This window comes from Oxalobacter vibrioformis, assembly GCF_027118995.1.
In the GTDB taxonomy this organism is placed as follows: Bacteria; Pseudomonadota; Gammaproteobacteria; order Burkholderiales; family Burkholderiaceae_D; genus Oxalobacter; species Oxalobacter vibrioformis.
Map to the genome: position 1 here is coordinate 2,496,008 of NZ_CP098242.1, position 24,394 is coordinate 2,520,401.

At 50.2% G+C, this 24,394-nt stretch carries 26 protein-coding genes and 3 tRNA genes; 28 read left to right on the forward strand and 1 reads right to left on the reverse strand.

The annotated features are described in order from the left end of the window. Positions 1-47 precede the first annotated feature (47 nt). The 28 genes from NB640_RS12390 to NB640_RS12525 all read left to right on the forward strand — a co-directional run bounded on the left by NB640_RS12390 (position 48) and on the right by NB640_RS12525 (position 23,974). Positions 48-629: a hypothetical protein gene (locus NB640_RS12390; RefSeq protein ID WP_269309003.1), complete on the forward strand. Its 582-nt coding sequence runs from the start codon at positions 48-50 to the stop codon at positions 627-629. 3 nt (positions 630-632) lie between these two features. After that, positions 633-2,939: a phage nozzle protein gene (locus NB640_RS12395; protein WP_269309004.1), complete on the forward strand. Its 2,307-nt coding sequence runs from the start codon at positions 633-635 to the stop codon at positions 2,937-2,939. A gap of 3 nt (positions 2,940-2,942) precedes the next feature. Beyond that, positions 2,943-3,398 (forward strand): hypothetical protein, encoded by a 456-nt coding sequence (locus NB640_RS12400; protein WP_269309005.1) that lies wholly within the window; start codon positions 2,943-2,945, stop codon positions 3,396-3,398. A 218-nt stretch (positions 3,399-3,616) separates the two neighbouring features. Continuing rightward, positions 3,617-4,129, forward strand: a complete 513-nt coding sequence (locus NB640_RS12405; RefSeq protein WP_269309006.1) for a virion core protein, T7 gp14 family — start codon at positions 3,617-3,619, stop codon at positions 4,127-4,129. Positions 4,130-4,132: 3 nt separating this feature from the next. Continuing rightward, positions 4,133-7,066, forward strand: coding sequence for a lysozyme family protein (locus NB640_RS12410; RefSeq protein ID WP_269309007.1), 2,934 nt, complete (start codon positions 4,133-4,135; stop codon positions 7,064-7,066). 6 nt (positions 7,067-7,072) lie between these two features. Beyond that, the gene (locus NB640_RS12415) at positions 7,073-10,858 is read left to right on the forward strand and encodes a hypothetical protein (RefSeq protein WP_269309008.1); all 3,786 of its coding nucleotides are present in this window, start codon (positions 7,073-7,075) and stop codon (positions 10,856-10,858) included. A 58-nt stretch (positions 10,859-10,916) separates the two neighbouring features. After that, the gene (locus NB640_RS12420; protein WP_269309009.1) at positions 10,917-12,035 is read left to right on the forward strand and encodes a phage tail fiber domain-containing protein; all 1,119 of its coding nucleotides are present in this window, start codon (positions 10,917-10,919) and stop codon (positions 12,033-12,035) included. Next, on the forward strand, positions 12,035-12,355 hold the full coding sequence (locus NB640_RS12425; RefSeq protein WP_269309010.1) for a hypothetical protein: 321 nt from the start codon (positions 12,035-12,037) through the stop codon (positions 12,353-12,355). Before NB640_RS12420 ends, NB640_RS12425 begins: the two co-directional genes overlap by 1 nt. After that, entirely contained in the window at positions 12,352-12,930 is a 579-nt protein-coding gene (locus NB640_RS12430) for a hypothetical protein (RefSeq protein ID WP_269309011.1), read from the forward strand. The genes NB640_RS12425 and NB640_RS12430 overlap by 4 nt, the downstream gene beginning before the upstream one ends. Positions 12,931-13,155: 225 nt before the next feature. Further along, positions 13,156-13,512 carry a phage holin family protein gene (locus NB640_RS12435; RefSeq protein WP_269309012.1) on the forward strand — a complete coding sequence of 119 codons (357 nt, stop codon included), beginning with the start codon at positions 13,156-13,158 and terminating at the stop codon, positions 13,510-13,512. Then, entirely contained in the window at positions 13,505-13,747 is a 243-nt protein-coding gene (locus NB640_RS12440) for a hypothetical protein (protein ID WP_269309013.1), read from the forward strand. Before NB640_RS12435 ends, NB640_RS12440 begins: the two co-directional genes overlap by 8 nt. Positions 13,748-13,877: 130 nt before the next feature. Then, entirely contained in the window at positions 13,878-15,617 is a 1,740-nt protein-coding gene (gene terL, locus NB640_RS12445) for a phage terminase large subunit (protein WP_269309014.1), read from the forward strand. A gap of 184 nt (positions 15,618-15,801) precedes the next feature. Next, positions 15,802-15,876, forward strand: a tRNA-Glu gene (locus NB640_RS12450). 11 nt (positions 15,877-15,887) lie between these two features. Further along, a tRNA-Trp gene (locus NB640_RS12455) sits at positions 15,888-15,962 on the forward strand. Position 15,963: 1 nt separating this feature from the next. Continuing rightward, positions 15,964-16,039, forward strand: a tRNA-Ile gene (locus NB640_RS12460). Positions 16,040-16,727: 688 nt separating this feature from the next. Continuing rightward, the gene (locus NB640_RS12465; protein WP_269309015.1) at positions 16,728-17,114 is read left to right on the forward strand and encodes a hypothetical protein; all 387 of its coding nucleotides are present in this window, start codon (positions 16,728-16,730) and stop codon (positions 17,112-17,114) included. 359 nt (positions 17,115-17,473) lie between these two features. Then, complete coding sequence (locus NB640_RS12470; protein ID WP_269309016.1) at positions 17,474-17,674, forward strand: hypothetical protein; 201 nt, start codon at positions 17,474-17,476, stop codon at positions 17,672-17,674. Between the two features lie 14 nt (positions 17,675-17,688). Beyond that, the gene (locus NB640_RS12475) at positions 17,689-18,012 is read left to right on the forward strand and encodes a hypothetical protein (protein WP_269309017.1); all 324 of its coding nucleotides are present in this window, start codon (positions 17,689-17,691) and stop codon (positions 18,010-18,012) included. Between the two features lie 78 nt (positions 18,013-18,090). Beyond that, on the forward strand, positions 18,091-18,501 hold the full coding sequence (locus NB640_RS12480; RefSeq protein WP_269309018.1) for a hypothetical protein: 411 nt from the start codon (positions 18,091-18,093) through the stop codon (positions 18,499-18,501). 190 nt (positions 18,502-18,691) lie between these two features. Then, the gene (locus tag NB640_RS12485) at positions 18,692-19,165 is read left to right on the forward strand and encodes a hypothetical protein (protein ID WP_269309019.1); all 474 of its coding nucleotides are present in this window, start codon (positions 18,692-18,694) and stop codon (positions 19,163-19,165) included. Positions 19,166-19,179: 14 nt separating this feature from the next. After that, positions 19,180-19,362 carry a hypothetical protein gene (locus tag NB640_RS12490; RefSeq protein WP_269309020.1) on the forward strand — a complete coding sequence of 61 codons (183 nt, stop codon included), beginning with the start codon at positions 19,180-19,182 and terminating at the stop codon, positions 19,360-19,362. A 20-nt stretch (positions 19,363-19,382) separates the two neighbouring features. Further along, positions 19,383-19,571 (forward strand): hypothetical protein, encoded by a 189-nt coding sequence (locus NB640_RS12495; RefSeq protein ID WP_269309021.1) that lies wholly within the window; start codon positions 19,383-19,385, stop codon positions 19,569-19,571. After that, complete coding sequence (locus NB640_RS12500) at positions 19,568-19,990, forward strand: hypothetical protein (RefSeq protein WP_269309022.1); 423 nt, start codon at positions 19,568-19,570, stop codon at positions 19,988-19,990. Before NB640_RS12495 ends, NB640_RS12500 begins: the two co-directional genes overlap by 4 nt. Positions 19,991-20,019: 29 nt before the next feature. Beyond that, positions 20,020-20,163: a hypothetical protein gene (locus NB640_RS12505; RefSeq protein WP_269309023.1), complete on the forward strand. Its 144-nt coding sequence runs from the start codon at positions 20,020-20,022 to the stop codon at positions 20,161-20,163. An 81-nt stretch (positions 20,164-20,244) separates the two neighbouring features. Beyond that, the gene (locus tag NB640_RS12510; RefSeq protein WP_269309024.1) at positions 20,245-20,598 is read left to right on the forward strand and encodes a MarR family winged helix-turn-helix transcriptional regulator; all 354 of its coding nucleotides are present in this window, start codon (positions 20,245-20,247) and stop codon (positions 20,596-20,598) included. Continuing rightward, positions 20,588-21,607 carry a tyrosine-type recombinase/integrase gene (locus tag NB640_RS12515; RefSeq protein ID WP_269309025.1) on the forward strand — a complete coding sequence of 340 codons (1,020 nt, stop codon included), beginning with the start codon at positions 20,588-20,590 and terminating at the stop codon, positions 21,605-21,607. Before NB640_RS12510 ends, NB640_RS12515 begins: the two co-directional genes overlap by 11 nt. A 311-nt stretch (positions 21,608-21,918) precedes the next feature. Continuing rightward, on the forward strand, positions 21,919-22,902 hold the full coding sequence (locus tag NB640_RS12520) for an alcohol dehydrogenase catalytic domain-containing protein (RefSeq protein ID WP_269309026.1): 984 nt from the start codon (positions 21,919-21,921) through the stop codon (positions 22,900-22,902). Positions 22,903-23,014: 112 nt separating this feature from the next. Beyond that, on the forward strand, positions 23,015-23,974 hold the full coding sequence (locus tag NB640_RS12525; protein WP_269309027.1) for a hypothetical protein: 960 nt from the start codon (positions 23,015-23,017) through the stop codon (positions 23,972-23,974). A 55-nt stretch (positions 23,975-24,029) separates the two neighbouring features. Here the strand turns inward: NB640_RS12525 and NB640_RS12530 are convergent, their stop codons facing one another. Beyond that, on the reverse strand, positions 24,030-24,284 hold the full coding sequence (locus tag NB640_RS12530) for a hypothetical protein (protein WP_269309028.1): 255 nt from the start codon (positions 24,282-24,284) through the stop codon (positions 24,030-24,032). Positions 24,285-24,394: the final 110 nt, after the last annotated feature.

A 24,394-nucleotide genomic window follows, 5' to 3' on the forward strand; every position in this document is an offset into this window, starting at 1 on the left:
ATGGGGGTTCCCCTTTTTTCTTTTTACTCCCACTTCTTTCTTTGGCGATGACAACCACAACACTCACAACCAAGCTGGAAGCTGTCAATACACTCCTGGATGCCATTGAGGAGTCCCCTGTGGACACTCTGGAATCCTCAGGGCTGGTTGATGTTGCTAAAGCTAAAGACACCCTGGATGAAGTAAGTAGGCAGGTACAGCTCAAAGGCTGGAATTTCAACAGTGAAGAACTGTTTCCCTTTTATCCAGATTCAGAGGGCCACATTACGCTCCCTCAAAACATTCTCAAGATTGATTCCTTAGTCACCAATACCGCTGTTGATCTTGTCCAGCGTGGTGGCCGAGCGTATGACAAGAGAAACCACACATACATCTTCAAGGAGCCCCTGAAGGTAAACGTAGTTTGGCTCCTTCCATGGGACGAGCTCCCAGAAGCTGCCCGGCAGTACATCATGATTAGAGCCTCCCGTGTCTTTCAGGCTCGTCAGCTTGGCTCTGACTCCCAGCACAAGTTCTCTGAGGAAGTCGAGTATGCAGCTTTAACGGCCATGCAGCAGCATGAGACCGAGACAGGGGACTACAACATCCTGTCTGGTAACTGGGATGCTGCTCGGATTCTCATGAGGTAATGGATGCTGATTAATAAGAGCATCCCCAGCCTGTTCAATGGAGTCAGTCAACAGCCAGCCTCAATGCGGCACACAAGTCAGTGTGAGGTGGCCGACAACATCTACCCTACGGTAGCCATTGGCTTCAGTAAGAGAACAAATACGGAGTACAGAGCAAAGCTCCGGGACACCCTTGATAGGGAAGTTTTCAGTAAGCTCATCAACAGGGACACTTCAGAACGCTATGAGGTGTTCATTGCAGACGGGATGATTGAGGTCTATGACTTAATCACCTTTGAAAAGAAAACAGTCAACACGCCTGATGGCCTTGGGTACCTCACCAGTGAGAACCCTAAGATTGACTTTAATATGACCACCATAGCGGACCACTCGTTTGTCCTTAACAGGACTGTGAAGGCCGGTATGGCTGAAGGGAAGAAGCCAGCTAACCCTGTGAATATTGGTTTTGCTAATGTGATTGCTTCTCCGGCCAGCCATGCTTTCCACATCACGGTAAATGGTACAACCGCCACGGTATCCCTTGGGGCCGGAGGGGCAACCATCAGCGGACTTGCGGACAGCCTTAGGTCCGAGCTCAGTACAAAACTAGGGGGCGGATATTCTGTCACAAGGTTCACCTCTGGTGGGATCATGGTTGAAAAGGTTGATGGGGGAGAGGTAGAAATAACAGCTTCCGACACCTACGGTAACGAGGGTGTTAAAGCCATCAGCAATGGGGTCTCAAGGTTTTCATACCTACCGGCCACTTTGATTCCTGACTATGTGATTGAAGTCATTGGTGATCCGGACAACTCAGAGTCTGATTACTACGTTGAATACAAGGATGGTCGGTGGATTGAAACCACAGCCTCTGACATCTCCAATGAGTTTGATCTCTCCACAATGCCTCATGTCCTAATCAGGGAAGCTGACGGGACTTTCACCTTTAAGCAGGCTGAGTGGGCCGGAAGGACAACTGGGGATGAGGATTCAAACCCTAACCCATCCTTTATTGGTGCATCAATCAATGACATCTACCTAATCAGGAACCGCCTTGGGCTACTCGCAGATGAGAATGTTGTCCTCTCAAGGGCCAATGAGTTCTACTCTTTCTATGGCGAGTCAGCCCGGACAGTAATTGATAGTGATCCTATTGATGCTCCAGCTCCGGGTAACAAGGTGTCTATCTTAAAGTACGCTGTGTCCTTCAATAAGGTCCTGCTACTGTTCTCCGATCAGACACAGTTTCAGCTTACAGCTGGGGAGACACTGACCCCTAAGACAGCTCGTATTGACCCCACAACATCCTTTGAAAGCTCTCCTCTGGTTCGCCCAGTGTCTATCGGTATGGAGCTGTTCTTCACGGTTGCCAGGGGAGGGTACTCAGGTGTCCGGGAGTATTACGTGGACAACACTACGGTCTCCAATGATGCCATCGACATCACAGCTCACGTGGACTCTTATGTGCCTGGAGACATCTTTAAGCTGGCCTCTAGCTCCAATGAGGATTTACTCGTAGCGGCTTCAGCAAGGGAGCCTAACGTCCTGTATGCCTACAAGTTCTACTGGTCCAAGGATGAGAAGCTTCAGTCCGCTTGGTTCCGCTTTATCTTTGAAGAAGGGGTGGAGATTCTGGACATGGATTTCATTGCTAACAATCTCTACCTCATCATCAAGAGAGCTGACGGGGTGTATCTGGAGACAATGAACTTCCAGCCATCTTTAGAAGACCGTGGGCTCTCCTTCAGGGTGCTCCTGGATCGCCGTGTGACGCTCACAGGCTCCTATGATCCAGCCACAAAGCTCACCACTTGGGAGCTCCCTTATACCCCCACAGGTCCTGTCAGTGTGGTCCTTGGAGGCTCCTTTGAAGGGCAGCGAGGGTTTCAGCTGTTTGGGACAACTGTAGAGGGCAACAAGGTGACAGCCAAGGGGGACTACAGCGGTGGCGAGGCGTTCATTGGAGTGCCATATACTATGCGCTATGAGTTCTCTGAGCAGTACGCTGAGGATGGTCAGAAGAACGCTCTACTGTCTGCCACGGTGAAGCTGCGGAGGATGCTGGTCAACTACAGTGACTCAGGGTATTTCCGTATCAATGTCACCCCATGGGCTCGTCAAACATACACCTATGTGTTTACAGGGACAGCCTTAGGGGATGCTTCAGCTGTCATCGGGACAGTTCCCATTGTCTCTGGAAGCTACAGGTTTCCAATCAAGTCAAGCAACCTTAGAACAAGGATTGAAATTATCAATGACTCACACCTTCCTTCCCATTTCCAGTCTGCTGAGTGGGAGGCTGAGATGGTAGTGAAATCACAGAGAGGTTAAGTCGTGGCTATTGTTTTTGAATCCCCCACTCAGGAGCACCTTGAGAAGCTCTCAGTAAACCTAAGGGACGTGGATAAGGTAGAACTTACCCACTCCCATGGGGGAGACATCCTACTCACTCTACAGGAGTCTGTAGAAAGCTCTGAGGTGGCTCTTGTGGCAGTCAAGGATGGGGAGCCTATAACCATCTTCGGTATCTCAAGGGTGCCTGAGGGTGGTGTTATCTGGATGGTAGGTACCGATGAAATGTACGCTCACAAGCGGCTCATCTACCTGATTGGTAAAACGTGGTCTATGTCCATGCTCCCCCACTATGGTTACCTGTTCAATTATGTTCATCTGGAAAACAGAGTCACCCTGAGGTGGCTTGAGAGGATCGGCTATGAACGGGGGGAGATAGTGGAAAACTATGGAGAGGGGACAGAGCCCTTTATCAGAATGTCTATTAAACAGGATTAATTATGTGTGAACCAGTATCTGCATCAGCGGCCCTAACTGCTGCTGCCACAAGTGCTGCTACAGCAGCTACCGCAACTGCTGCGGGTACAGCTGCCGCTGGGGGCCTCTTTAGCTCCTTTGGGACAGCTCTAGCAAGCTCTGCGGCCACAGCTGCAAGTGGTGCTGGGATGGCCGGAGCGGCTTCCTCTACAAGCCTCCTGAGCTCCCTTGGGGCCTCCTTGGCTGGGTATGCCAATAATGCTGGGTGGGGAACTGCCCTGAGCATTGGTACCGCTGGATACAACTATTATGCAGACCGGCAGAACGCCAAGGCCATGCGTAATCAGGCTGATGTGGCCAACATGGCCGCTCAGGCACAGCTTCAGACCCAGCAACAGCAGAACAATATGCAAGCCTCAGACAAGATGTCCAACATTGCTCTGGACTCCATAAGGTCCATGGGGCAGCTTAGAGCCGCAGCTGGAGATACGGCCTTAGGTGGCGCCAATGCTGACAGGCTTGGAAGTGACATCAGGATGGCTGAAGGGACTGACATTGCTACCCTGGAGACCAACCGAAGGATGGCTAACAACCAGTCCTCAGCGGAGGCTTCAGCAATCATGGCGGCTAACTTGAGTAGAGCTCACAGTGTTAAGAAGCCGTCCCTCATCGGGGCTGGCCTCACTATCGCTGGTGGCTACCTTGATGACCAGAAGCGTAACACTCTCAACAAGCTGGGATACAGAGGATAGTAAATGGAAGAAGGTAGAGAATATAAAACAAACGTAGCTGGCAAAGCCAACCTTCCAGATGCTTCAAGAAGGAAGGAGCTGATTGGTGATGTAGCTGCAAGACAGCACAACACCTTTGTCCAGGCAAGGCCCTCAAACTCTGCCGAGCTCCTCCAGGCTCTTAAATACATTCGGCCACAGATTGAAGGATACCTGAATACCAGAGACGCTGTAGGCCGCACGGAGGCATTCGAGAGGGGCCAGCTTGACGCCCAGAAGCAGGATGTCTCTCTGGATTCAATTCCGACAGCCATAGAGGTTCCCCCAGAGGCCACCGCAGCTCCTGCTTATGACCCGTCTTATGCCCGTGGGGTGGCCTCTGCAGTTGGTCAAAGGCTTGGTTCTCAGGCGGTTGCAATGCGGCTGGCAGATCATGAAGCCAATAAGCTCAAAGACGACTACGATCCGCTGGCAGCTGCTCAACAGTTTAAAGCTCAGGACCTAACGGGGTTGGAGCAAGCGGACCCCCTTATTGCCACTAAGGTCCTATCTGATGTCAATTCTTTAGAGGGTAAACTCCTTCTCGATACCAAGAACATCCGACTGGCAAAGCTCAAGGAAGCCACACTCAATGATGTTGATGCCAACACATACAATGCCATTGTGGAAGGTGGCGGTGATCCTGAGAGAGTGGGGCAGGCATGGGAAGCCAATAGGCAGGTGTCTCTGTCCGCTTCACAGCCCTACAGAAGCCTCAATGAAATGGATGAAGCGAACCTTGGGCAGTCTATCAGGTATTCCAATGAAAACGGAGGGACCCCACAGCTGTTTGATGCTTTCACCCGTAAGAGGGCTGATGGCTATTCCATTGTTGATAAGAACCCTGAGCTAGGTGCTAAGGTCGCTATCGCACGTGCACAGGCACAAGCAAAGTATGAACAGAGGTTAGAGCAGACCAATCAGGCCGCCAACTTCATGACACTGGCTTCTCTTGAGGCGGGGTGGGATGTTGGTCAATATATCTCTCCACAGTACATTGCTGAGTTGACTGGCCCAGGGAAGCCCTTTAGCACAGCTTCAGCGGCCCTAAGCTGGTACCACAAGCAAGCTGAGAAGATTGCAACCCAGCAGGAGTATGTTCACATGGGCCGCTTAGGAGGCACCGGAAACTTGAATGCTGCTACCCCTGAGGCACAGAAGCGGTTCCTTGAGGGGGCCACTAGAGAGGCCACCGCAGGTCTGGACCAGATTCTTAATGACCCCGAACAGATGCAACATGCTCAGCAAGTTCTGTCACAGACTCTGAATTATGTTGCCAAGGCGGGGGCCTCTATTCCCCTTGATTGGGCCGTAAGGAAGTACACAGGACTCGCACAGGCAGCTCCAGCTCAGAACTCAGAGCCTACTCCGATGTTCCTTAACATGGCTAAGGCGTATGAAGGCATCCCAGACCACCTTAAAGACTCCTACGCAACGGGGGACGCTAAGGCCCTTATGGATGCCTACATGATCGCCCGAAGAAATGGCAACTCAGAAGCTGAGGCTTACACGCTGGCTTACAGGGGAATCTCTCCAGAGAACAAGAAGGCCGTGGAGGAACGTAAGAAGGACCCTGAGTTCCGTAAGAAGATGGTCTCTATGCGTGACACGGCAATCAACAAGGCCAGTAGTAACTGGTTCAAGGATGTTGATAACTCTGCTGTGGTGATGGGCTCGCTGGGAACTTACATGGAAAGCTGGATTGCTCAGAACCCAGGGGCAAGTGAGGATGACCTTCAGAGTGAGATGACCCGCTATGTATCCCGAAACTTCATCCATGACACCTCTACAAACAAGTATGTGGGAGTTCCCACTTCTGTGGGGGAGGGTGCGAAAGAAACGGTATCGTTCTACATGAACAAGATCAGGGAAGAAGTGGGAGCTGAGAATAAGCCCTTCCTGTCTCACCGAGGTAATGGCAACTATGATGTGATGTGGTCTCCCGGAGGCGGGGATGCTGTAGTCCCCCTTAGGCAGATTACGTGGGGCCAGATTGACTCTATGCACCGTAAGAGCTTTGTCACAGCAGAGGACGAAGCGGCCCTAAGGGAGCTTAATAAAAAGGTTGCTTCAGGCACCCTCAAGGCCGCTGACTTGGGCAACCTAGAGGAGCTCTCAGGGAAACTCAGGGCAGCTGGTAGGGACGGTGATTTACCTATCCAAGCAATCAATAAAATCTATGAGGACCAATTCAATGATTACTTCAGTAGTGTTATCAACGTGAAAGCGAGTGATGCCCCTGCAACCTCCCCGAAAGGGACTGGAGACCCGTATGGCCGGGATACGATTGTGAAGCAGTACCTGAGCTCCAACGGTATTACGGATGTCAAGACAGGTACCAGTAACTACAAGGACTTGGCTAAGGCGCTCATTGCTACCCGCGAAGGGGTCCGGCTGTCAGTCTACAATGACCCTGCGAGGGGGGCCGGTAAGAACATTGGCATTGGCTACAACCTTGGCTCCAGAACCAAAGAGCAGGTCTTGAGAGACTTTAGGGCCGCTAGAATCCCCACCGGATACTATGATGACATCCTGTCTGGTAAGCGTGAGCTCACCTCAGATCAGGCTCGGATGCTCCTTGATGCTACCTTCCCGCAGTATGAGAGGATCGCTGAATCCACCATCAATGGCGTTAGGGCGGGTTACTGGGACCACATGCCCGCCTCACAAAGGGCCGTGATTATTGACATGGCCTATCAGCTCGGTCCACAGGGATTGTCCAAGTTCAAGAGCTCGATTAACGCTGTTGTCACTGAACAGGCACACACCATGGATAACATCTTTAAGGTGCAGTACACAGACAGGTCTGGTAAGACAGGTCTGGATACCCAGGGCTACGCTCTCAGGGCCGCCTTGTGGAATCGTGGCGCGGCTGGCTTTGCCTCTTACTTGTACGCCAATAACTATTTGAAGGAATAATTAAACATGGCAGACCCGATGATCCCCGGCTTGGCTAGGGAGCATACACAACAAATTCTGTCCGGTAGCATTGATCCCTCAGAGAACCCTTTCACCACCATAGACCACCCTGGGTACCCCCAAGCTGATTCTGAAGTTTATCTTGAGAAGAAAGAGAGGGGGGAAACTCAGGACTGGCTGGAGGGGCAGGGAGCTTTCTTCAGGCAGGGCTCTATCATCCCTCCACTCATTAACACCTATGTTGGTAATAAGTTCTACCCAGAGGAAGGCTTCTATGCCTTTGAGAACAATGAGCAATGGAAAGCGGATACTGAGGGGATTCCCCAGAAGGAGCATCAGTACCTCCTAGAGTCCACCTCAAGAGCACAGTTCGAGTATCGTAGGGATTGGCTCCTGAGTAACCAAAGGGACCGTCAAAGGATCGCTGATGCTGGTCTGGGGGAACACGCTACGGCTCTCTTGCTTGGCTTTGTGTACCCTGAGAACTTGGCTCTCATGGCTGCCTCAGGGGGACTCTCAACGGTCCTTCAAAGCAGCCGGGTATTGAAGACAGCCAACACTTTAGACAAGCTCAACAAGGCCACTACAGCGGCTGAGGTAGCAACTACACGAGCCGCTTTAGCAGCTGAGGCTTCCGCTACGCTGGCTAAGCAGGGGTCCCTCAAGACCTTTGCTACAGTGGTTGGCTTAGCTGGTGCAGAAAACATGGCTGTAGAGCAGCTTCGGCAGTCTCTCAACATGGAGGATGACAAACGGCAGCTTCTGTATGCCGGTCTCACAGGGCTTGCTCTTTCAGCTCCGTTTACTGGGGCTGGTGTTTGGAAAGCTAATAGAGTGATGAAAGCTGCGCACCTTGATCGTCAAGTGGCTGATATCATCAAGACGAGGCTGGAGACCGATACTTTACCCACCCCGGCTGAGAGCAAGATACTGGAAACTCATAGTGAGATTTCAACGGCTATCAAGGGATTTGATGAGGGAAAGATTACTCATGATGCCTATGAGGCTGTCTGGGCCAAACATGAGGCCGCTGAAGTCGCTCCCCAGGAGCCGCAATTAGGAGAGCTTCCAACAGCCACTCCAACAGTACCCCATAAAGAAGTCTCCAGAAGCTACACAACCGCTGAGCTTATCGGTGAAGAAGTCTTCTGGCCTCGTGAGGACGGAGGGAGCGGAGTAACCCGTGGTACCGTCTTAGGCACCGATCAGGCTGGGAAGCTCCGGGTAGAAGAGAGTATCAGTGGTGATACGATCCTCATTGATAGGAACAACCTCCACCCAGAATCATTGGGGGCTGAAGCAGGTCAACCTACGGTCGCTACTGAAGCAGGCTACCTGTCAGGGTCTGTCGGGGCAGCTCAGGTTGAACCTGTAATGGCTTCTGACGTTATTATGGGGGGCGGATGGGAAATCGGGATTGGAGACTACAAAGTAAAGGTTCCACTCCGTCTTGACCTCTCAGCTCACCTCAACAGGTCTAAGAACCAAACAGTTCGCCGCTGGGCTTCTATTGCAGTCAAGGACCCTATTGGTTTTGAGGGGGGCTTCGTACAAGGTAGGACAGTAACTGAGGAGGTGTCGCTCCAGAACCGTGTAGTCGCTGGCGGGTACCATGCAAAAGCTCAGGCAGCCTTAAATAGTGCATCCCAGAAACGGCAGCTGAATGCTCTCAAGAAAGAGGGATTCAGAGATGACTTCTACCAGATGGTCACAGATGTCACTGGAGGGGATCGGAAGGTTCTCTCTGATAATGCTGACATTGCGGATGACCTTCTGGCAGCTTCAAAGGCTCATAAAGAGGTCTACTCACACCTTCTCACTGAAGCAAAAAAGGCTGGCGTTAAGGGGGCTGAGCATGTTGATGTAAATGATTTCTATGTCAACAGGCAGTGGAGTGCTGAGAAGATCAGAAACATCATGCAGCAATACGACAGGGATACTGTTTACAAGCTGGTGGCTAATGCCTTCACCGACCCCAAACTCAGGGGCGACGTTAAGAAAGCTGAAGCCTTTGTTGATGTAATCATGAGTAGTGAGTTCAAGTCCACGGTACAGGATATTTTCCTCGCACCGAGAGATATGGGAACCCTCAGGGAAACTTTAGCCAAAGAGGGGATGTCCCAAGAACGTATCAATACCCTTGTTGATGTCATGTTTGAAGCCAAGGCTGGTGCAGGCAGTAAGAAGGTTGAAGGTGATGCCACAAATCTGAAATTCAGGATGCCTCTTGATGAGCTGCATGCTGAGAAGCTTTCTGATGGTAGAGAACTGAAAATCACTGAGCTGCTTGAGAGGGACTCCAGACTTCTTGTAGACAGGTATACGCGGTCTATGGCCGGTCACACAGCCTGGGCAAAGAAAGGTATCCGATCCAAGGCAGACTTCGAGAAGATCGTCATCCAAGGTATTGAACATGAGCACATGACTCAGCATCAAACCTCAGTGAGTGGTGAGAAACTTCGTGAAGAAATCCAGTGGATGAGGGACATCTATGACCACTCTGTAGGCCGACCAATGTCCACTCAGGTGTTCTCGAAGGGGGCTCGTATTGCTTCCGCTGTACGGGCCTATGCTCGGTCAACCTACCTCGGACAGCTTGGTCTCCCCGCCTTGGGGGAGCTTAAGCAGGCTGTGGCACTCGGGCACCTCAAGGCTGTGTGGCAGCAATCGGGCAGCTTCAGGGAACTTCTACACGGCCTCAGGAGAGGACAGCTTCCGGACAACCAACTGGCTCGTGACATCCAGAATATGTGGGGGTTTGGTAATGAGTTCTCCATGTCTTATGCACGGCAGAATGAGCTTACTGATGCTACCTATGACAGGGGATTGACTCGTCTTGAGAACGTGACCAACAAGGTCTCCCATGCTGTAGACAAACTGTCGGGGAACGCTACGATCACCTCAGCTACCCGAATGTGGTCAGCCAGGAACTTTGTTCAGGACTACTACAACATGGCTACTGGCCGGTCTTCGCTCCGAGAGTCCAAAATCAAAAGGGCTGTAGGACAGGGGATTGAGGCTGATGAGATGGGTGATGTTATGGCGGCCCTGAAGAAGTACACAGTGGCTGATGAGCATTCTGGCAAGGTTGAGCAGATCGAATGGGAGAAGTGGCATGATGCTGACCCACATACATACGATCAGTTTCAGCTGGCTATTGAGAGGGAAACTCGGGATGCTATCCAAGATCACGATATCGGGGAAACCATGTACTTTGGTCATACCATTTTCGGGAAGATGGCTCTGGAACTTAAGACCTTCATCTCTGTGGCTCAGGCTAAGAACTTCTATAAGAATGTTCATTACAGGGATCGTACGACCGCTTCAGTATTCACCTACGCACTCCTTGGGGAAGCCCTGGTCTACATGCTCCAGACATCCCTGAACTATGCCCATGACCCTAAAGCCCTCCAAGAGAAGCTGACGCTGAATAAGATCGCAGCAGCAGCTATCCAGCGGGGGTCTGCATTCGGTGTCATGCCAGCGATTGCTTCTACGGGATACTGGGTGGGTTTTAGAGAAGACCTCTTTGGTGGTGTCGGCACAGCCAATACCGATAACAGGAACCTCTTTAAGACTCCTTCACTGATGCTTGCAGAGAAAGGTTTGAACTCTCTGGGTGCCTTGGGCTCATCCCTGAATCCTACCTCAGGGAAGGTGTGGACCAAGCAGGATTTCAAGAATGCTTTCAGCCTACTCCCCGGTGGTAACACATGGGGAATGAGGAACATTAATGACTACTTCAGCGATTCATTTCCAAAGAACCAGCCAGATAGGGAGGTAATCCCTTAGGTGGAATTTTTAAACCAAATAGAGGCCACCTTCGGGTGGTCTTTTTATATGGAGAACCATGGTGGCTTACAGCTACGTTACCTATGAAAATGTGGACGGGTCTCAGAATGTTTTCACATTTCACTTCCCATTCCTAGCCCCTGAACATATTCATGTTGAGGTCGATAAGGTTCCAGTCTCTTTCACATTCCTGAATAAGGGAGTAATCCAGACAGCCTCAGTACCCCCTCAAGGCTCTGATGTTGTCGTTCGCAGGATAACACCCAGGGAGGAGTCTGTTGTTGATTTCGTAGACGGAGCCCTTCTTAGGGAAGAGCCCCTAGACCTTCTAAATATTTTCTACCTTTACATTGTTCAAGAAACAGTAGACCAAGCGGAGATGGCCCTTGAGGTCTCCCAAGGAATTGATGCAAAGGCACAAGAAGCCCTTGATAAAGTCAATGACGCTATTGAAGAGGCGCTGGCCGCTGTGGATGAACGCCTTGCCCCCATTCTGGAAGAAACGTTGGTCGTTCTTACGGAGATTAGGGCAACGGCAGCAGAGGTAGAGACAACTTCAGACTTACTTCTAGAACTGTATGAAACACTGAAAGACAGTGTAACGATTGCTACCGACTCCGCAGAGAGGGCTGAGAAGGCACTTGAGGAGGCAGAAGACCTGCTTAACAACACCGTGTCGGTAACTGTTGTTGAGGACAGTGACGCAAGCTACGTTTTACAGATGGAGTTTGGGGAAACAGCAATTACCACCCCAAATTTAAAGAGCAGCTCTCCGGCGTTTGAATCTGGAACCCAGATGCTTTTTATCCAGGCCACTGCCCCTACAGGCTGGACAAAAGTAATTACCCATAATGATAAGGCCCTACGAATTGTGAGTAGTGTTGGCGGGATATCGGGGGGCACAGTACCCTTTACAACTGCTTTTACCTTAAGAGAGATTAGCGGATCGATTGGCAACACAACTCTAACAGTTGCACAAATGCCAAGCCATAGCCACAGTTATACTGCCGCAGGTGGCAGCACATGCTACCCCTCCCAAGACGGCACATCCGCGCGTCCGGCGGGCTCTAACACAGGAGCAGCGGGGGGTAATGGGGCACACACCCACAGCTTAACAGGTGTTTCTGTTGATTTAGGTGTCCAGTATGTAGATGCCATCATCGCCAGGAAAGATTGATGAGCCTCCCAGACAAGAATATCCGCTGCCCAGCCACAGGCTTTAGTAAAACCTGTCGGGAAATCATCGTAGAGCACGAATGTCCAAAATATATACGAATACGCGGAACTGACCCAAACAGTGGTGAAGCTGTTGATCGTTGTGGATGTGTTGACAGCTTTATTCCTATGCTTCTCATTGAAAACAGCCAGCAGCAGCGGCAGACTGGAGCAGCTGTCGAATCATTCCGTAACGAGATGGTGAAGGCCAACGAAGCCAGCCTTTTACTTATGCGGAGTAGTACCCCACGCCCTCCCTTAACCTTTGAGAATAAACAATGAAGCAAATAACAATTGTCCCCGAAAACGGCCTTGTCATGATTGATGGCAGGGGCTTTGAGGGACTGGATATGACAAGCCTTGCATCAAATATCCATGCCGTGCAGTGGTATGGTAATTCTGGTGAAATTGAATACAAGATAAATGCTCAGGGTGTAAAACCTGCTAATACCTCATTCTATTCGCTGGATGCTTATGCTCGCATAATTGCCCTCTGGGAAGCAGAAAAAGATGCAGCAGATAATCCCCCTCCGGCTCCTCCACCAACAATTGAGGAAATCCAAGCACTCTTGGATGCGGGACTATCTACATGGATTCATCGGCAAATCGCTACGCGCCCTGATGGAACCCCTGGGTATGCCTCAGTGACTTCCGCAGGGAACTATATCGGCAACACAGTGAATCCAAAGTGGTCACTTGAGGGTGAGAAAATCCGGGACTGGAATGCTCAATGTTGGGCGAAGGCGCTTGAACTACTCAACACGGTTCTCCCTCAGATGATTGTAGGTAATCGTGAGGCTCCCTCATTGGAAGAAGTCATTGCAGAAATGCCTCCATTTGAATGGCCTGTTACATGAAACAGGTTCTGATCGCTCTAGACCAACTCTTTAATGCACTTCTGGGAGGCTGGGCTGACGAAACGCTTTCTTCTCGTGCCTGGAGACAGCAACACAAGAAACACTGGTATGCCTTAGGTATCCTTATTGATGGCCTCTTCTTCTGGGAAGAGGACCACTGTCTCCGTTCCTATGAGTCCGAGATGAAAAGGTCCCACCTACCTTCAGAGTTTAGGGGGGAGACTGATGTCCGATGAAAAAGACCCCCAGCTGTATTCCCTAGCCACTTACGGGTTCTATATGGCAATCGCTTTGATGGGCGGTATTGTTGCTGCTACCGGAAAATACTCACAGATTGCCTTTAAGGACATCAAGTGGGGACGGGTGTTAGCAGACATTGTGGCTGCCATATTTGTAGGCTTGGTCACCTTTTGGGGCTGCGAACTTGGGGAAGTCCCTAAGCTTGGCTCGGCTGTCTGTGTTGCCATTATGAGTCATATTGGGTCACGAGCCCTAATCATCATTAGGAGGATCGCAGCATACCGAGCTGGTCTTCCCATGGAAACTGTAGAACTACCAGAAAGGAAAACTGAAGATGACTAAAGCAGCCCCAAAAGAGAAGCTTGGGGAACTCCATACGGCCCTTGCAGAGGTACTCCTTGCAGAAATTAAGAAGGATGAGACTCCAGCCGCTATCCTGAATGTGGCAAGGCAGTTCCTGAAGGACAATGGGATTGAAGCTCTGGCTGTCCCTACATCCCCCTTAGGACAGCTCGCTACTGTCTTACCGTTCCCCTCCCAAGAAGGCTTCGAGAAGGAGCCTATGGTTGTCCAATAAGTCTTTCCCTGCGCGACCTGATTAGAGGCGTTTTAAGCCCTCAAAATAAGCTCGCGTAGGGTTGCTTACCCAAGTTAATTTAAATCGCTCTACGGGCCTCTAATGAGGTCTGTGGGTGCCACCATGTCCATTGGAGAGTCTCGCTATCGAAACTACTTCCAGTGATCTTAATGACCCACTCAAGGCCGACTTCAGGAACTTTCTGTACCTGGTGTGGAAACACCTAGGCCTGCCAGACCCCACTTCCATTCAGTATGACATTGCCTACACCCTTCAACACGGGGAGCAGCGCATTATCATTGAGGCATTCAGGGGAGTAGGGAAGTCATGGATCACTTCAGCTTTTGTGCTGTGGCTGCTGTACTGTGACCCACAGCTAAAGATTCTGGTTGTCTCGGCCTCTAAGTCAAGGTCTGATGACTTCAGTACATTCACAAAGCGTCTTATTTATGAGATGCCAATTCTTAACCACCTTAAGGCCCGTGAAGGGCAGCGTGATTCAAACATTGCTTTTGACGTGGGACCCGCAGCAGCAGCTCATGCCCCCTCAGTTAAGTCCGTGGGGATCACTGGTCAGATGGCCGGTAGCCGTGCTGATGTTGTCGTGGCAGATGATATTGAGGTCCCAAACAACTCCCTGACACAGGCACAGCGAGACAAGCTGGCTAACTCAGTCAAGGAGTTTGATGCAATTCTTACTCCTAAGACAACTTCAAGGATCATCTTCCTGGGGACTCCTCAGACAGAGATGAGCCTCTATAACCAGCTTGAGGAGCGCGGCTACAGGCTCTATGTGTGGCCTGCACGGTACCCATCTCAGTCCGCTATAGAGAAGTATGGGAGAAGGCTTGCTCCATTCATTCTCAATAATGTAGCCCGGTCTCCGGACCTCATGACAGCCTTCGAAGGCCGTGGAGCCCCTACAGAACCCCTTAGGTTCCCTGACATGGACCTGTTGGCCCGTGAAGCCTCCTATGGTCGCTCTGGGTTCGCCATGCAGTTCATGCTGGATACCAGCACAAGTGATGCCGACAGGTACCCGCTGAAGCTGGCAGACCTCATTGTTATGGGTGGCATTGGTAGTGACCTTGCCCCTGTCAGCCTATCATGGGCTTCAGGAGGCGAGCAGATACGCTCAGACCTACCTGTGGTTGGTCTACAGGGGGACAGGCTCCACAGACCTATCTTTATCAGTAAGGACTTCATTGAGTACCAAGGAACAGTCCTGGCTGTTGATCCAGCTGGTAGAGGCGGTGATGAGCTGGCCTTTGCTGTGGTCTCTATGCTCAATGGCTGGCTGTACCTGAGGGAGTGTAGGGGCCTCCGAGGGGGCTACTCAGATGAGAACCTTGAATACCTTGCGAGGGCAGCTAAGCGGTATGGGGCCAACACCATCCTGGTTGAAAGTAACTTTGGTGATGGGATGTTTCTTAAGCTGCTCACTCCATTCCTGACAAGGATATACCCATGCTCCACTGAGGAGGTCCGTAGCAGTATCCAGAAGGAAAAGAGGATCATTGATACCCTTGAGCCTGTCATGAATCAGCACAAGCTGGTTGTGGATGAAGGACTCATCAAGAGGGACTATGAGAACTACAACAGCTATGGACAGGATCAGTACCACAAGTATCAGCTGTTCTACCAGATGACCAGGATCACAAGAGACCGTGGTTCACTGCCAAAGGACGATAGGCTGGATGTCTTAGCCATGGCTGTGGCCTACTGGGTCGAATACATGGGTAAAGACCAGGAGACCGCTGAGCAGGAGCATAAGGACGCTCTGTTTGAGGAGGAACTGGACAGGTTCCTGGAGGATGCTTATGGGGACTTTAAAACCTACTCAAACAGGTATATCTGGAATACAGCTTAATGTGTTGTTTTAAATAAGGAATCCAGAAAAGTGGTACCCAAGGGGACACTACAGAGGGGAAAGAATAGGGATTATCTATAGTTATACTAAAGATATCTTAAGGGGTACTAAAGATACCTATAGATGTCTAAAGATGTCTATAGGTGCCCCTGTAGCTTTCCCATAATTATTATCATCAAACAAAGCACCTATAGACTAGCGGTTAGGTCATCTGGCTTTCTACCAGAGGGGCAGGGTTCGAGTCCCTGTAGGTGTTCCAAAGATTTATCTGAGGGGATAGTTTAAGTGGTAGAACGCTGGTCTCCAAAACCAGTGATGGAGGTTCAAGTCCTTCTCCCTTCGCCATGCACGATTAGCTCAGTTGGTAGAGCATAGACTTGATAAGTCTGTGGCCGGTTGTTCGAGTCACCCATCGTGTACCAGATTTCTCCTATGACCACCTCATGGTCCTCTTTAGGCTGGCCGTAAAGCGGGTCTATTGCGGTCCTGAGGTGGGCCATGATCCAGAATAATTTATTATAAAAATCTGAGAACCCTCTGATGAGCTCAGGACCCCGAAAGTCCCCCCGTGGGGTGCCCATGGTTGCCACGTGAAGGCAGCCTGATGATGCGATTGAAGGGGCTGGGGATGGTCTCTAGTCACAGTCTTGATACTGTAGAGCGTTAAGTCTTTGTTTTTATTATGCTCACCACGGACTAACAATCCGTTAAGCAACCGAATTACTCTCTCAGGAGGGGTAGACAGGCTAGAGATAGCTTAGTTTATCCCTCCTTTTTTCGAATAACCCTACAGTTTAGTCGGGTATTATTGAGAATGTTTTCACCTGTTTATTTCTATCTGCGTTTTTCGAGCCTCACTACCACCTCAGTACCACTTTAGTTCCCCTTCAGAGACTATTTAAGGCCCCTAGAAGCCTCCAAAAGACACCTCAGGCTACTACCCTGCGCTGAAGCATTAAAAGCGCTCTACGGGCCTCTAATTAAAAAGACACCCAAAGAGACACTAAAGAGGTGGCATGGCTGTCACAGTCGGTTACTGTAGATAGTCTGATGATCCACGGGGGCCAGCTTGTGCTATATTTTATTCTCTATTAAAGGGGGGATAAGATCATGATTAAACGCTGGGTAGCTTTAGGGGTTCTAATGAGTGTCTTTAGTTTGTCCTGGGGGCAGGCTGTGTGTGATGGTAAGCAAGGGCTAAGCGCGTACGGAAAATGCGCTCGTAAAGAGCTGGCGGTCGTGGATGCCCAGATTATGCTAAATAGGGACGCACTTATTAGCCTTTTGCCAGCACAAGAGAATAAGAACAGAGCTAAAGTTTGGTTTGAATCCTTTGATACAGATTCTATAGCCCGTTGTAAGTTTTATTGGGGAATAACAGTAGAACAGAAAAATAAAGCCAACATGGAAGCAGGCTGTTTATATGCGATGCGCCTCAATCATTTACAAGAGATTACTAGCTCTATATCCAACATGTCAAAGGCTTTTGTACAGTGATTGTAATGAAACAGCCTACCCCAGATGATCTAAAGAACCTCCTAAGGCTGCACGGGATTACCCGGCAGCAGTGTGCTGACTTGTTGCATGTCAAACTTGCTACAGTCCATAGCTGGTGCGACCCTATTACATCCTCAAAACATCGTAAGATGCCCCTCATGGGATGGGAACTGCTGAACATAAAGCTGGCTACCTTCACCCAAAGCAAGTAGTTACATAGTTACCATTTATTTTAAGGATTCTTGATCTAGGTCAAGGATTCTTTCCGTTCTCCTATTGACTGGTAACAAAGTTACTATTGATAATGGTGTAATAGTAACAAAGTAACCACCAACAATAACAGCTTAGGAGAACCTTAAATGACCGTATACATCTTCAAAGAACAACAGAACATCAACAGCCAAGTGCAGGGCACCCGATTCAGCGCAAGAAGCCTCACAGCAGCTAAAAGGGCCGCTGAATCTGCCCGGGTGTATCAAAACACTGTACTGACCATCGCATACGAGACCGGTGAAATTGTCTCTGTGAAGGTGGCTGGTAAATGGCAAGACACTAATTAATAGGAGAACACATCATGGACCCAATATTACAAAACCACGTCAACCGAATTGCCCAGCACCTCACTGAAGGTTTCCCTGAAGACTACCTAAATGAATGTGGTGAGCCTATGGACGCTCTCGATTATCTCCAAGACGCTTTGGACATCCAATACATAGTCGATGGGAACCGTACATATCTTGCGGCCCGGGTGCTGGTGGCTTTTGGAGGGCCAAACATCTGGATTAACACCCAGACAGGCTATGTAGAGGGTTATTGGGGAGGGGAGGCTGTGGAAGCCCCCTTCATAGACAACATCGGTATTGATGAGGCTTTAGAAGAACTTTGGAATTGCTACTAAAGCCCTCTCTCATGCCTCTAAAGACACCTTAGGGGCATCTGTGAGTGTTTTTACTGATAACCAAAAGGAGAAATCAAAATGGACAGACCGATTTACGTTATTGACGGCATCAACAAGACTGCTGAACAGGATGATTTTGAACAGGGCTGTATTCTCAGCTCTGGTTATTCAACATACATCGCACAGTCTTTCTACGGGAATACCCCACGGGAAGCCATAGAGCAATTTATGGATTTCGTAGGCCTTGATCCTTCGAGTGATGAAGATTGCCAAAGCGTTCTCATCAATGCTTGTGACGAAACCGGGCGGGTGGATATCCAAGTGCATGAAACCCCAGAGGGATGTCGCCCTGATTCAGAACATCTTGAGGAATGGAAAGCAGGTAAAGAAAGGCTGTGGCTTTGTGATTACTCAGGATATCTTTACCAGCAGGCTAAGACACCTGTAGACCTTGTAAGGGTTCCTGCGATTGCCGGTAGATATTCCTAAGAGGCTAGCCGTGATTAACGAAATCATCAACAAACTGGACTCCCACTGTTACGACAGCGAGTTTGCTGTAAACGAGATCATAAGTGACCTTGAGTGGCTCCAAAGAGATATCAAGGAAAAACTGAAGTGGTTCCGGAAGATGGAAAGAGAACACTTAAAGCAAGTCAAAAGAGATAACGAAAGGTAACCCATGAACACCACACACAAATATTGGCATGTATCCGGCTGTGGACGTTTAGAAATACAGCTAACACTTGAGCAGGCAAACTACGGCTACCACTCAGGGCAATGTTATGAAGATGTAAAGGCCCTCATGCTGGCCCCCGAGATAAAGACGCAACTGGACCAGATGGATGAAAACAGCTTGCGTGATGTGGTCTCCGAGTATTCCGACTGGGATGTAACAGATCATGAGGAAAACAAAATCAAATTCCTGTGGCTTGCCTCTGCGGACATTGTAGAAAGAAGCTGCACCGGGTTTGACTTCGGGGAGTTGAGTAGTGAAGCCCAGCAGACAGCCATAGACAACTATCTGGAATCCGAACCACCACTTATAGATGATGCTACAGGGGAGCCTGTAGAGGAAACTGAAGCTGATGCAAGGGATTTCCTGATGAATGTCTACATAGACCGGCGGTATACCGCTGATGGTTTTGAAGTGTGAGAAAGGAACCACTAATGAAAAACCTTAGCACCGCCCAAAGAAACATCCTGAGAGACACTCTGGAAGAGCAAGTCCACCAGCTTATAGTTTCAGGAAACCAAGCAGTAAACAATCGGCATTTTGTGCTGGCCCTAAGGCAGGGGGCAAAGGCTGAAGAATTACAAGAGATCATTTCACAGCTTCGCTGGGATGATTAACAACTAAAGGAGATAACAAAATGCAAGATATTAAACAAACACCTGCTATGAACGCTGCACTGGAAGAGCTGGCCGATTTTAGTAGGGCGAAAAGGGAGCTGACACTGGCAGGCCTTGAGGGGTTCTATGCCAAGTGGTTGCAACCAGATGAAAACCGTCTGGCAGCTATTTGCATAAATGAGTGTCTGAATCAAGTCGAATTTAAATGACACCCAAAGACATTAAAAGCCGCATCTTTAATCTACTCAAGGAATCCCCCAGAACCGTCCAGGCACTCGCAGTCCGCCTAATACAACCACCGGCAACCATTAGGGCAGCTTTGGAGGCCCTGCGAAAGGAAACTAAAAGGGTTCGTGTGGTTGGCTGGGATTTAAGAGCCGCTGGGGATTGCAGGCTTTGGGGAGTTGGTGAGAAACGCAATACTAAAGGAGAAAAGAACATGGAAAAGATCATTATTGATAGTATGGTCAACCAATATTCAGGTGCCAGCACAGGCCGATATAACGCCTCTTTACTGACAGCTGCATTAGGCCCAGAGCGTCAATACGATGTTATGGAGTTTGGGGAACAGCTTCAGGAATCTGTAGCTGAGCACCTTCATCATGCCCAGGCGGCCCGCTTCATTTAACCAATAGTTTCGCTAAGGAGACTAATAGCATGTATAAACAAACTTACAAAGACCTTATTGTGGGGCACGTGGAAGATACTACGGGGGCACCTGAAGCTGGAGACAGCTACGTGGATACGTTCATCGTGATTGCCTTTGTTGTGGCCGTTATCGTGGCTATGGCTGTCCTGTGATTGCCGTCCGGGCTGTGGAAATGGGTTGTTTACAAATGTCCTTTGCATCTTTAAAGTTATCTTCTTTTAGAGGGGACCATTATGTCAGCACCAGAAAACTACAGCAGGACGGTAGGGAACCTTCAGGGGGCACTTCAGGCCATGGCAAAGGAGTTTAATAACTCTGACTTGTCTATGCCAAGAATGCTTGTGTTCCTTGAAGTGGCCCAGCGTGGTGAAATGACCCACATTGAATTGAGCAGGGCTTTGGGATACCCCAAGGCCACCATCTCTAGAAATGTGGTGTTGCTCTCTCGGTTAGGACTTCTAACCAACTATGAATACGACGATGACAGGCGATATAGGACTATCGCTTTAACAAAGAGGGGCCAATCAGCACTAAATAGAATTTTAAATCATTTAAGTGTGAAAGGAGGGGACAATAATGTTGATTAGGCGTAATGGTATCTGGTGGGTTGACACAACACTCCCATGTGGAAAGAGGATCAGGAAGTCTCTGAAAACTCGTAATAGGGGAGAGGCCACCTTGAGGGTGCCTGAGGCCCTTCGTGAGGAGGTTTCGTCAGGCCCAGCAGTCTCTCTAGAGGAACCGTTAAAGCCCCGGACAGTCAGCCTGAGGGAGGCCTTTATCAGGTGCATGAGGGAAAGAGAACAGTGGAGAACCAGCAAGAGCCCAAAGACACTGGAGGGGAACTTCAGGGCCTTGGCAGCTTACTTTGGGGAACACGCGGACCTTTCAGAAATTCCACGGCCACGCGCTGTTGATTATGTTGAGTGGCTCCGGGAAACTAACCCAGACATCAGCCCGTCAACAGTAAACCAAAGGCTGTCCCTCTTGTCAGTTTTAATTGAAGCTGCGGCTTATAACTGGGGGCACCCGCTGTCCCCTTATAAAATGCCCAGAGCGAAACCAAGGCAGGGCCGGAAGCGTATCCTGAATAAGCAGGAAGAGGAAAACCTCCTTGCATATTTTCAGGACAACTACCGGATGAGGAAGCTGGTTGAGTGCCTCCTTGATACCGGCTGTAGGCTGTCTGAAATGCTGGAGCTTGATGTCAATAAAGATGTTAAGTGGGAATGGAACATGCTGTTTATCTGGAAGAACAAGGCAGACAGTCCCAAGCAGATTCCCATGACAGAGAGGGTGCTCAAGGCACTCAGAGAAACCCCAAGGGGAGCTAAGAACCCCTTTGAGGGGCTTACGGTGCACTCAGCAGATAAGCACTTTGCTAAGGCAAGGGAAGCCCTGGGCTTTCAGGATGATAAGGAGTTTGTTTTACACGCCTTACGCCATACGGTAGCCAGTAGATTAGCTGCCAAGGGTGTGGATGCTTTCAAGATACAGGCCTTCATGGGCCACCGAAACATCCAGACCACTCAGCAGTATGTGACCCTCTATGGGGAGCACCTTAAGGACCTCCCACAGGTAATTGAGGGGTACTAAAGTGGGCGGTAGGGGTTGACATTGGAAATTCATCTGATTAAACTCCCTACCGGAATTGCATGGATTTAGTTTTGTGACTTAATTTTTAACCCATAACTAAGCCAGACACTGAACGTTTCCCGACCACGGACTGTTAATCCGCAGGTCCCTGGTTCGAGCCCAGGTCGGGGAGCCAGAATACGAAAAGGCCCACATGAAAATGTGGGCCTTTTTTTGTTTTTTTGATGTATCTGATCTGATGATATAGCCGACCTTGATGAGATATTTTATATGATAAAGTTTTCAGGGCTAATAACAAGACTTACTCAAATATGAAAACCGAAGCATGGTGCTGGCATGAAAAAGGAGAACCAACCGATCTGATACTTGAAAGCGTCGAGCTTGGCAATCTGGCAGCAGATGAGGTGCTGGTCGAAAACCGGATCATCAGCTTGAATCCTGTCGATTGGAAACTGATCGAGTGGGGGCATCCCGAGTGGAAAGACAGGCATATTCCGGGCGTGGATGGCATGGGCATTATTACCGCCCTGGGGGAAAATGTTTGCCACCTTGAAAAAGGGATGCGCGTCTGTTATCACGCGGATCTGACACGCAACGGTTCCTTCAGCCGTCATATCCGCATGAAAGCCAATACCCTGATGCGTGTGCCTGATAACTGCAGTGATGAGGATGCGGCGGCATTTCCCTGTCCCTCATTAACCGCCTGGCAGGCATTTCAAAAAACACCTTCCCTGAAAGGAAAAAACGTGCTGGTCAACAGCGCAGGCGGTTCGGTCGGGTATTTCCTGACCCAGTTGCTGCTCAAAGAAGGCGCTCACCTTGTGGTCACCGCCAGCGAAAAGCATCATGAACATCTGATCCGGCTGGGCGTGCAGCATGCAGTGGATTACCGCGATCCCGATTGGCTGCATAATCTGGGGGAGATCAGGCCGGCCGGTTTTCATGCCGCCTTTGACATGGTGAGCGGGGAGGCGGCCACGCAATTGGCTGGTTTGCTGGATTACTACGGGCACCTTGTTGCCGTGCAGGACCGCGTGGAAAAAAATCCGGTTGCCCCGTTTACCACCTGCATATCCCTTCACGAAATCGCGCTGGGCGCTTTTCACCGGTTCGTAAACCCCGAGCAGGTTCATGAGCTGATGTCCACCGGAGAGCGATTACTGCATGCTGTTGGCCAGGGCGAGTATCTGCTGAGAGAGCAGACGGCCGATGTGTTTGAAAATCTTCCCCAACATCTGGCAAAGATGAAAAAAGCCCGCCATGATCTGAAATACCTGATCAGGGTCAGCCATTGATCAATTGGCGTCTCCTTCTTGCCGATTTTGCCACAATCACTTGCAGCAGGCAGGCAGTTTTCGATACAGTAGGGGAATAGCCCATCCACCAGATCTTTTCCCACACCATACGATGAACGATACTGCCAGAAAACCGCTATCCGACCTCAGCCTTCACCTGCGCTCCTGGGGAGGCATTGCCATGCCCGCCGACGAACTCCGCGAAAACATGAATTTCGGCGAAGCGATCAACCGGGTGCTGTCGATTGCCCATGTGATCCTTTTCTGCCGCCGTCCGCGCTTTGCCTTTGATCCGGCACATTTCTCCGTCGAGGGCAGCCATATTGCCTGCCAGTTGCTCTGCCGTGTAGATGGCCAGACGCGCACCATCCCTTTTTCCTTCGACTATCCGTTAGAGGCCAATGAAACCGCCATCGTCCTTTCGCCTTTTCCCCACCGGGAAATCCACACCATCAACGGGCAGGGCGATCCGGTTCGCAGGCTTTATGCACATGGCCTTTCGCAGCATCCGGACATCGTGAAACAGGAACGCTGGGTCAATGAACTGGAAGTCCTGTACGCAGGCAATGTATATGAGGAGGGGACAGCGCTTTCCGCTTTCGAGCGTGTCCGCAGGGATGCCTCCCTGCAGGGATTGCTTGCCGCCATGCGTGAGGCGCTGCCTGACGACGATATCCTTGTTTATGCCTTTGAGTATCTTCCCTATGACCTGCTTCCCATGCCCGGCGCGTTAAAGCCAAAGAGCACAGACAGGCAGGAGGCGCGTTTCCTATCCACAAAAGACCATCCCTTGAGCGAATTCCAGAAAATCTGCATGGCACAGGCTTCACTGATTGCGTATTTTGGCCCGGCGTGGAATGTGGCAGAAAAACGGGTGAGTGATCCGGCGTCAGAAGGGGTTTTCCAAAGCTGTGAAGCGTTGGACTTTTCCGGGGTGGTGATTGAAGTCTCAACCGTGCGCAGCCATTTTCGCCTGTATTCCAGGGCTACGCGTGCCATGGAGCACCACATGCACATGATGGACCTGAGTGACCAGGAAAGGCGTGCCGCCTTTTTTGCTGCCGTATTGTAAGGTGTTTCCCCGTCCATCCGGCTTTTTGCCCGGTATCCGGCACGGTGCTCCCGAATCAGGTATACCGCTCGCGGAAATGCGCAATGAATTTATCGACAGCTTCCTCTGCTGTTGCCGCCGCAATCGGCCACAAGGCCAGGTAGCTTGCCCCCAGTGAGCTTGCCTTTTCCTGTGCCATCCCGATACAGAAAGATTCATTGGCAAAGGGCTCGCTGACACCTATCCAGCCGCGTGAAACCACGCCCTGGTGGGCGATGAATTTGGTGTGGTGGCACCAGCAGAACCACCAGGATTGTTCTTCAGCAGTCATGGTTCATCCTGAAAATGTGTTGCATGACATTTTATCTCATCAGGGCGGCCTGCTTTGACAGCCATGCCTTCCAGGGCTATATTGGTGCCTTGATCATTGCCAATAGCAGG

Excerpts from the sequence above, each read along its gene's own strand:
- NB640_RS12390 (WP_269309003.1), top strand. The coding sequence starts at position 48 with ATGACAACCACAACACTCACAACCAAGCTGGAAGCTGTCAATACACTC.
- NB640_RS12395 (WP_269309004.1), top strand. The coding sequence starts at position 633 with ATGCTGATTAATAAGAGCATCCCCAGCCTGTTCAATGGAGTCAGTCAA.
- NB640_RS12410 (WP_269309007.1), top strand. The coding sequence starts at position 4,133 with ATGGAAGAAGGTAGAGAATATAAAACAAACGTAGCTGGCAAAGCCAAC.
- NB640_RS12415 (WP_269309008.1), top strand. The coding sequence starts at position 7,073 with ATGGCAGACCCGATGATCCCCGGCTTGGCTAGGGAGCATACACAACAA.
- NB640_RS12420 (WP_269309009.1), top strand. The coding sequence starts at position 10,917 with ATGGTGGCTTACAGCTACGTTACCTATGAAAATGTGGACGGGTCTCAG.
- NB640_RS12425 (WP_269309010.1), top strand. The coding sequence starts at position 12,035 with ATGAGCCTCCCAGACAAGAATATCCGCTGCCCAGCCACAGGCTTTAGT.
- NB640_RS12430 (WP_269309011.1), top strand. The coding sequence starts at position 12,352 with ATGAAGCAAATAACAATTGTCCCCGAAAACGGCCTTGTCATGATTGAT.
- NB640_RS12435 (WP_269309012.1), top strand. The coding sequence starts at position 13,156 with ATGTCCGATGAAAAAGACCCCCAGCTGTATTCCCTAGCCACTTACGGG.
- NB640_RS12440 (WP_269309013.1), top strand. The coding sequence starts at position 13,505 with ATGACTAAAGCAGCCCCAAAAGAGAAGCTTGGGGAACTCCATACGGCC.
- NB640_RS12465 (WP_269309015.1), top strand. The coding sequence starts at position 16,728 with ATGATTAAACGCTGGGTAGCTTTAGGGGTTCTAATGAGTGTCTTTAGT.
- NB640_RS12470 (WP_269309016.1), top strand. The coding sequence starts at position 17,474 with ATGACCGTATACATCTTCAAAGAACAACAGAACATCAACAGCCAAGTG.
- NB640_RS12475 (WP_269309017.1), top strand. The coding sequence starts at position 17,689 with ATGGACCCAATATTACAAAACCACGTCAACCGAATTGCCCAGCACCTC.
- NB640_RS12480 (WP_269309018.1), top strand. The coding sequence starts at position 18,091 with ATGGACAGACCGATTTACGTTATTGACGGCATCAACAAGACTGCTGAA.
- NB640_RS12485 (WP_269309019.1), top strand. The coding sequence starts at position 18,692 with ATGAACACCACACACAAATATTGGCATGTATCCGGCTGTGGACGTTTA.
- NB640_RS12490 (WP_269309020.1), top strand. The coding sequence starts at position 19,180 with ATGAAAAACCTTAGCACCGCCCAAAGAAACATCCTGAGAGACACTCTG.
- NB640_RS12495 (WP_269309021.1), top strand. The coding sequence starts at position 19,383 with ATGCAAGATATTAAACAAACACCTGCTATGAACGCTGCACTGGAAGAG.
- NB640_RS12500 (WP_269309022.1), top strand. The coding sequence starts at position 19,568 with ATGACACCCAAAGACATTAAAAGCCGCATCTTTAATCTACTCAAGGAA.
- NB640_RS12505 (WP_269309023.1), top strand. The coding sequence starts at position 20,020 with ATGTATAAACAAACTTACAAAGACCTTATTGTGGGGCACGTGGAAGAT.
- NB640_RS12510 (WP_269309024.1), top strand. The coding sequence starts at position 20,245 with ATGTCAGCACCAGAAAACTACAGCAGGACGGTAGGGAACCTTCAGGGG.
- NB640_RS12515 (WP_269309025.1), top strand. The coding sequence starts at position 20,588 with ATGTTGATTAGGCGTAATGGTATCTGGTGGGTTGACACAACACTCCCA.
- NB640_RS12520 (WP_269309026.1), top strand. The coding sequence starts at position 21,919 with ATGAAAACCGAAGCATGGTGCTGGCATGAAAAAGGAGAACCAACCGAT.
- NB640_RS12525 (WP_269309027.1), top strand. The coding sequence starts at position 23,015 with ATGAACGATACTGCCAGAAAACCGCTATCCGACCTCAGCCTTCACCTG.
- NB640_RS12530 (WP_269309028.1), bottom strand. The coding sequence starts at position 24,284 with ATGACTGCTGAAGAACAATCCTGGTGGTTCTGCTGGTGCCACCACACC.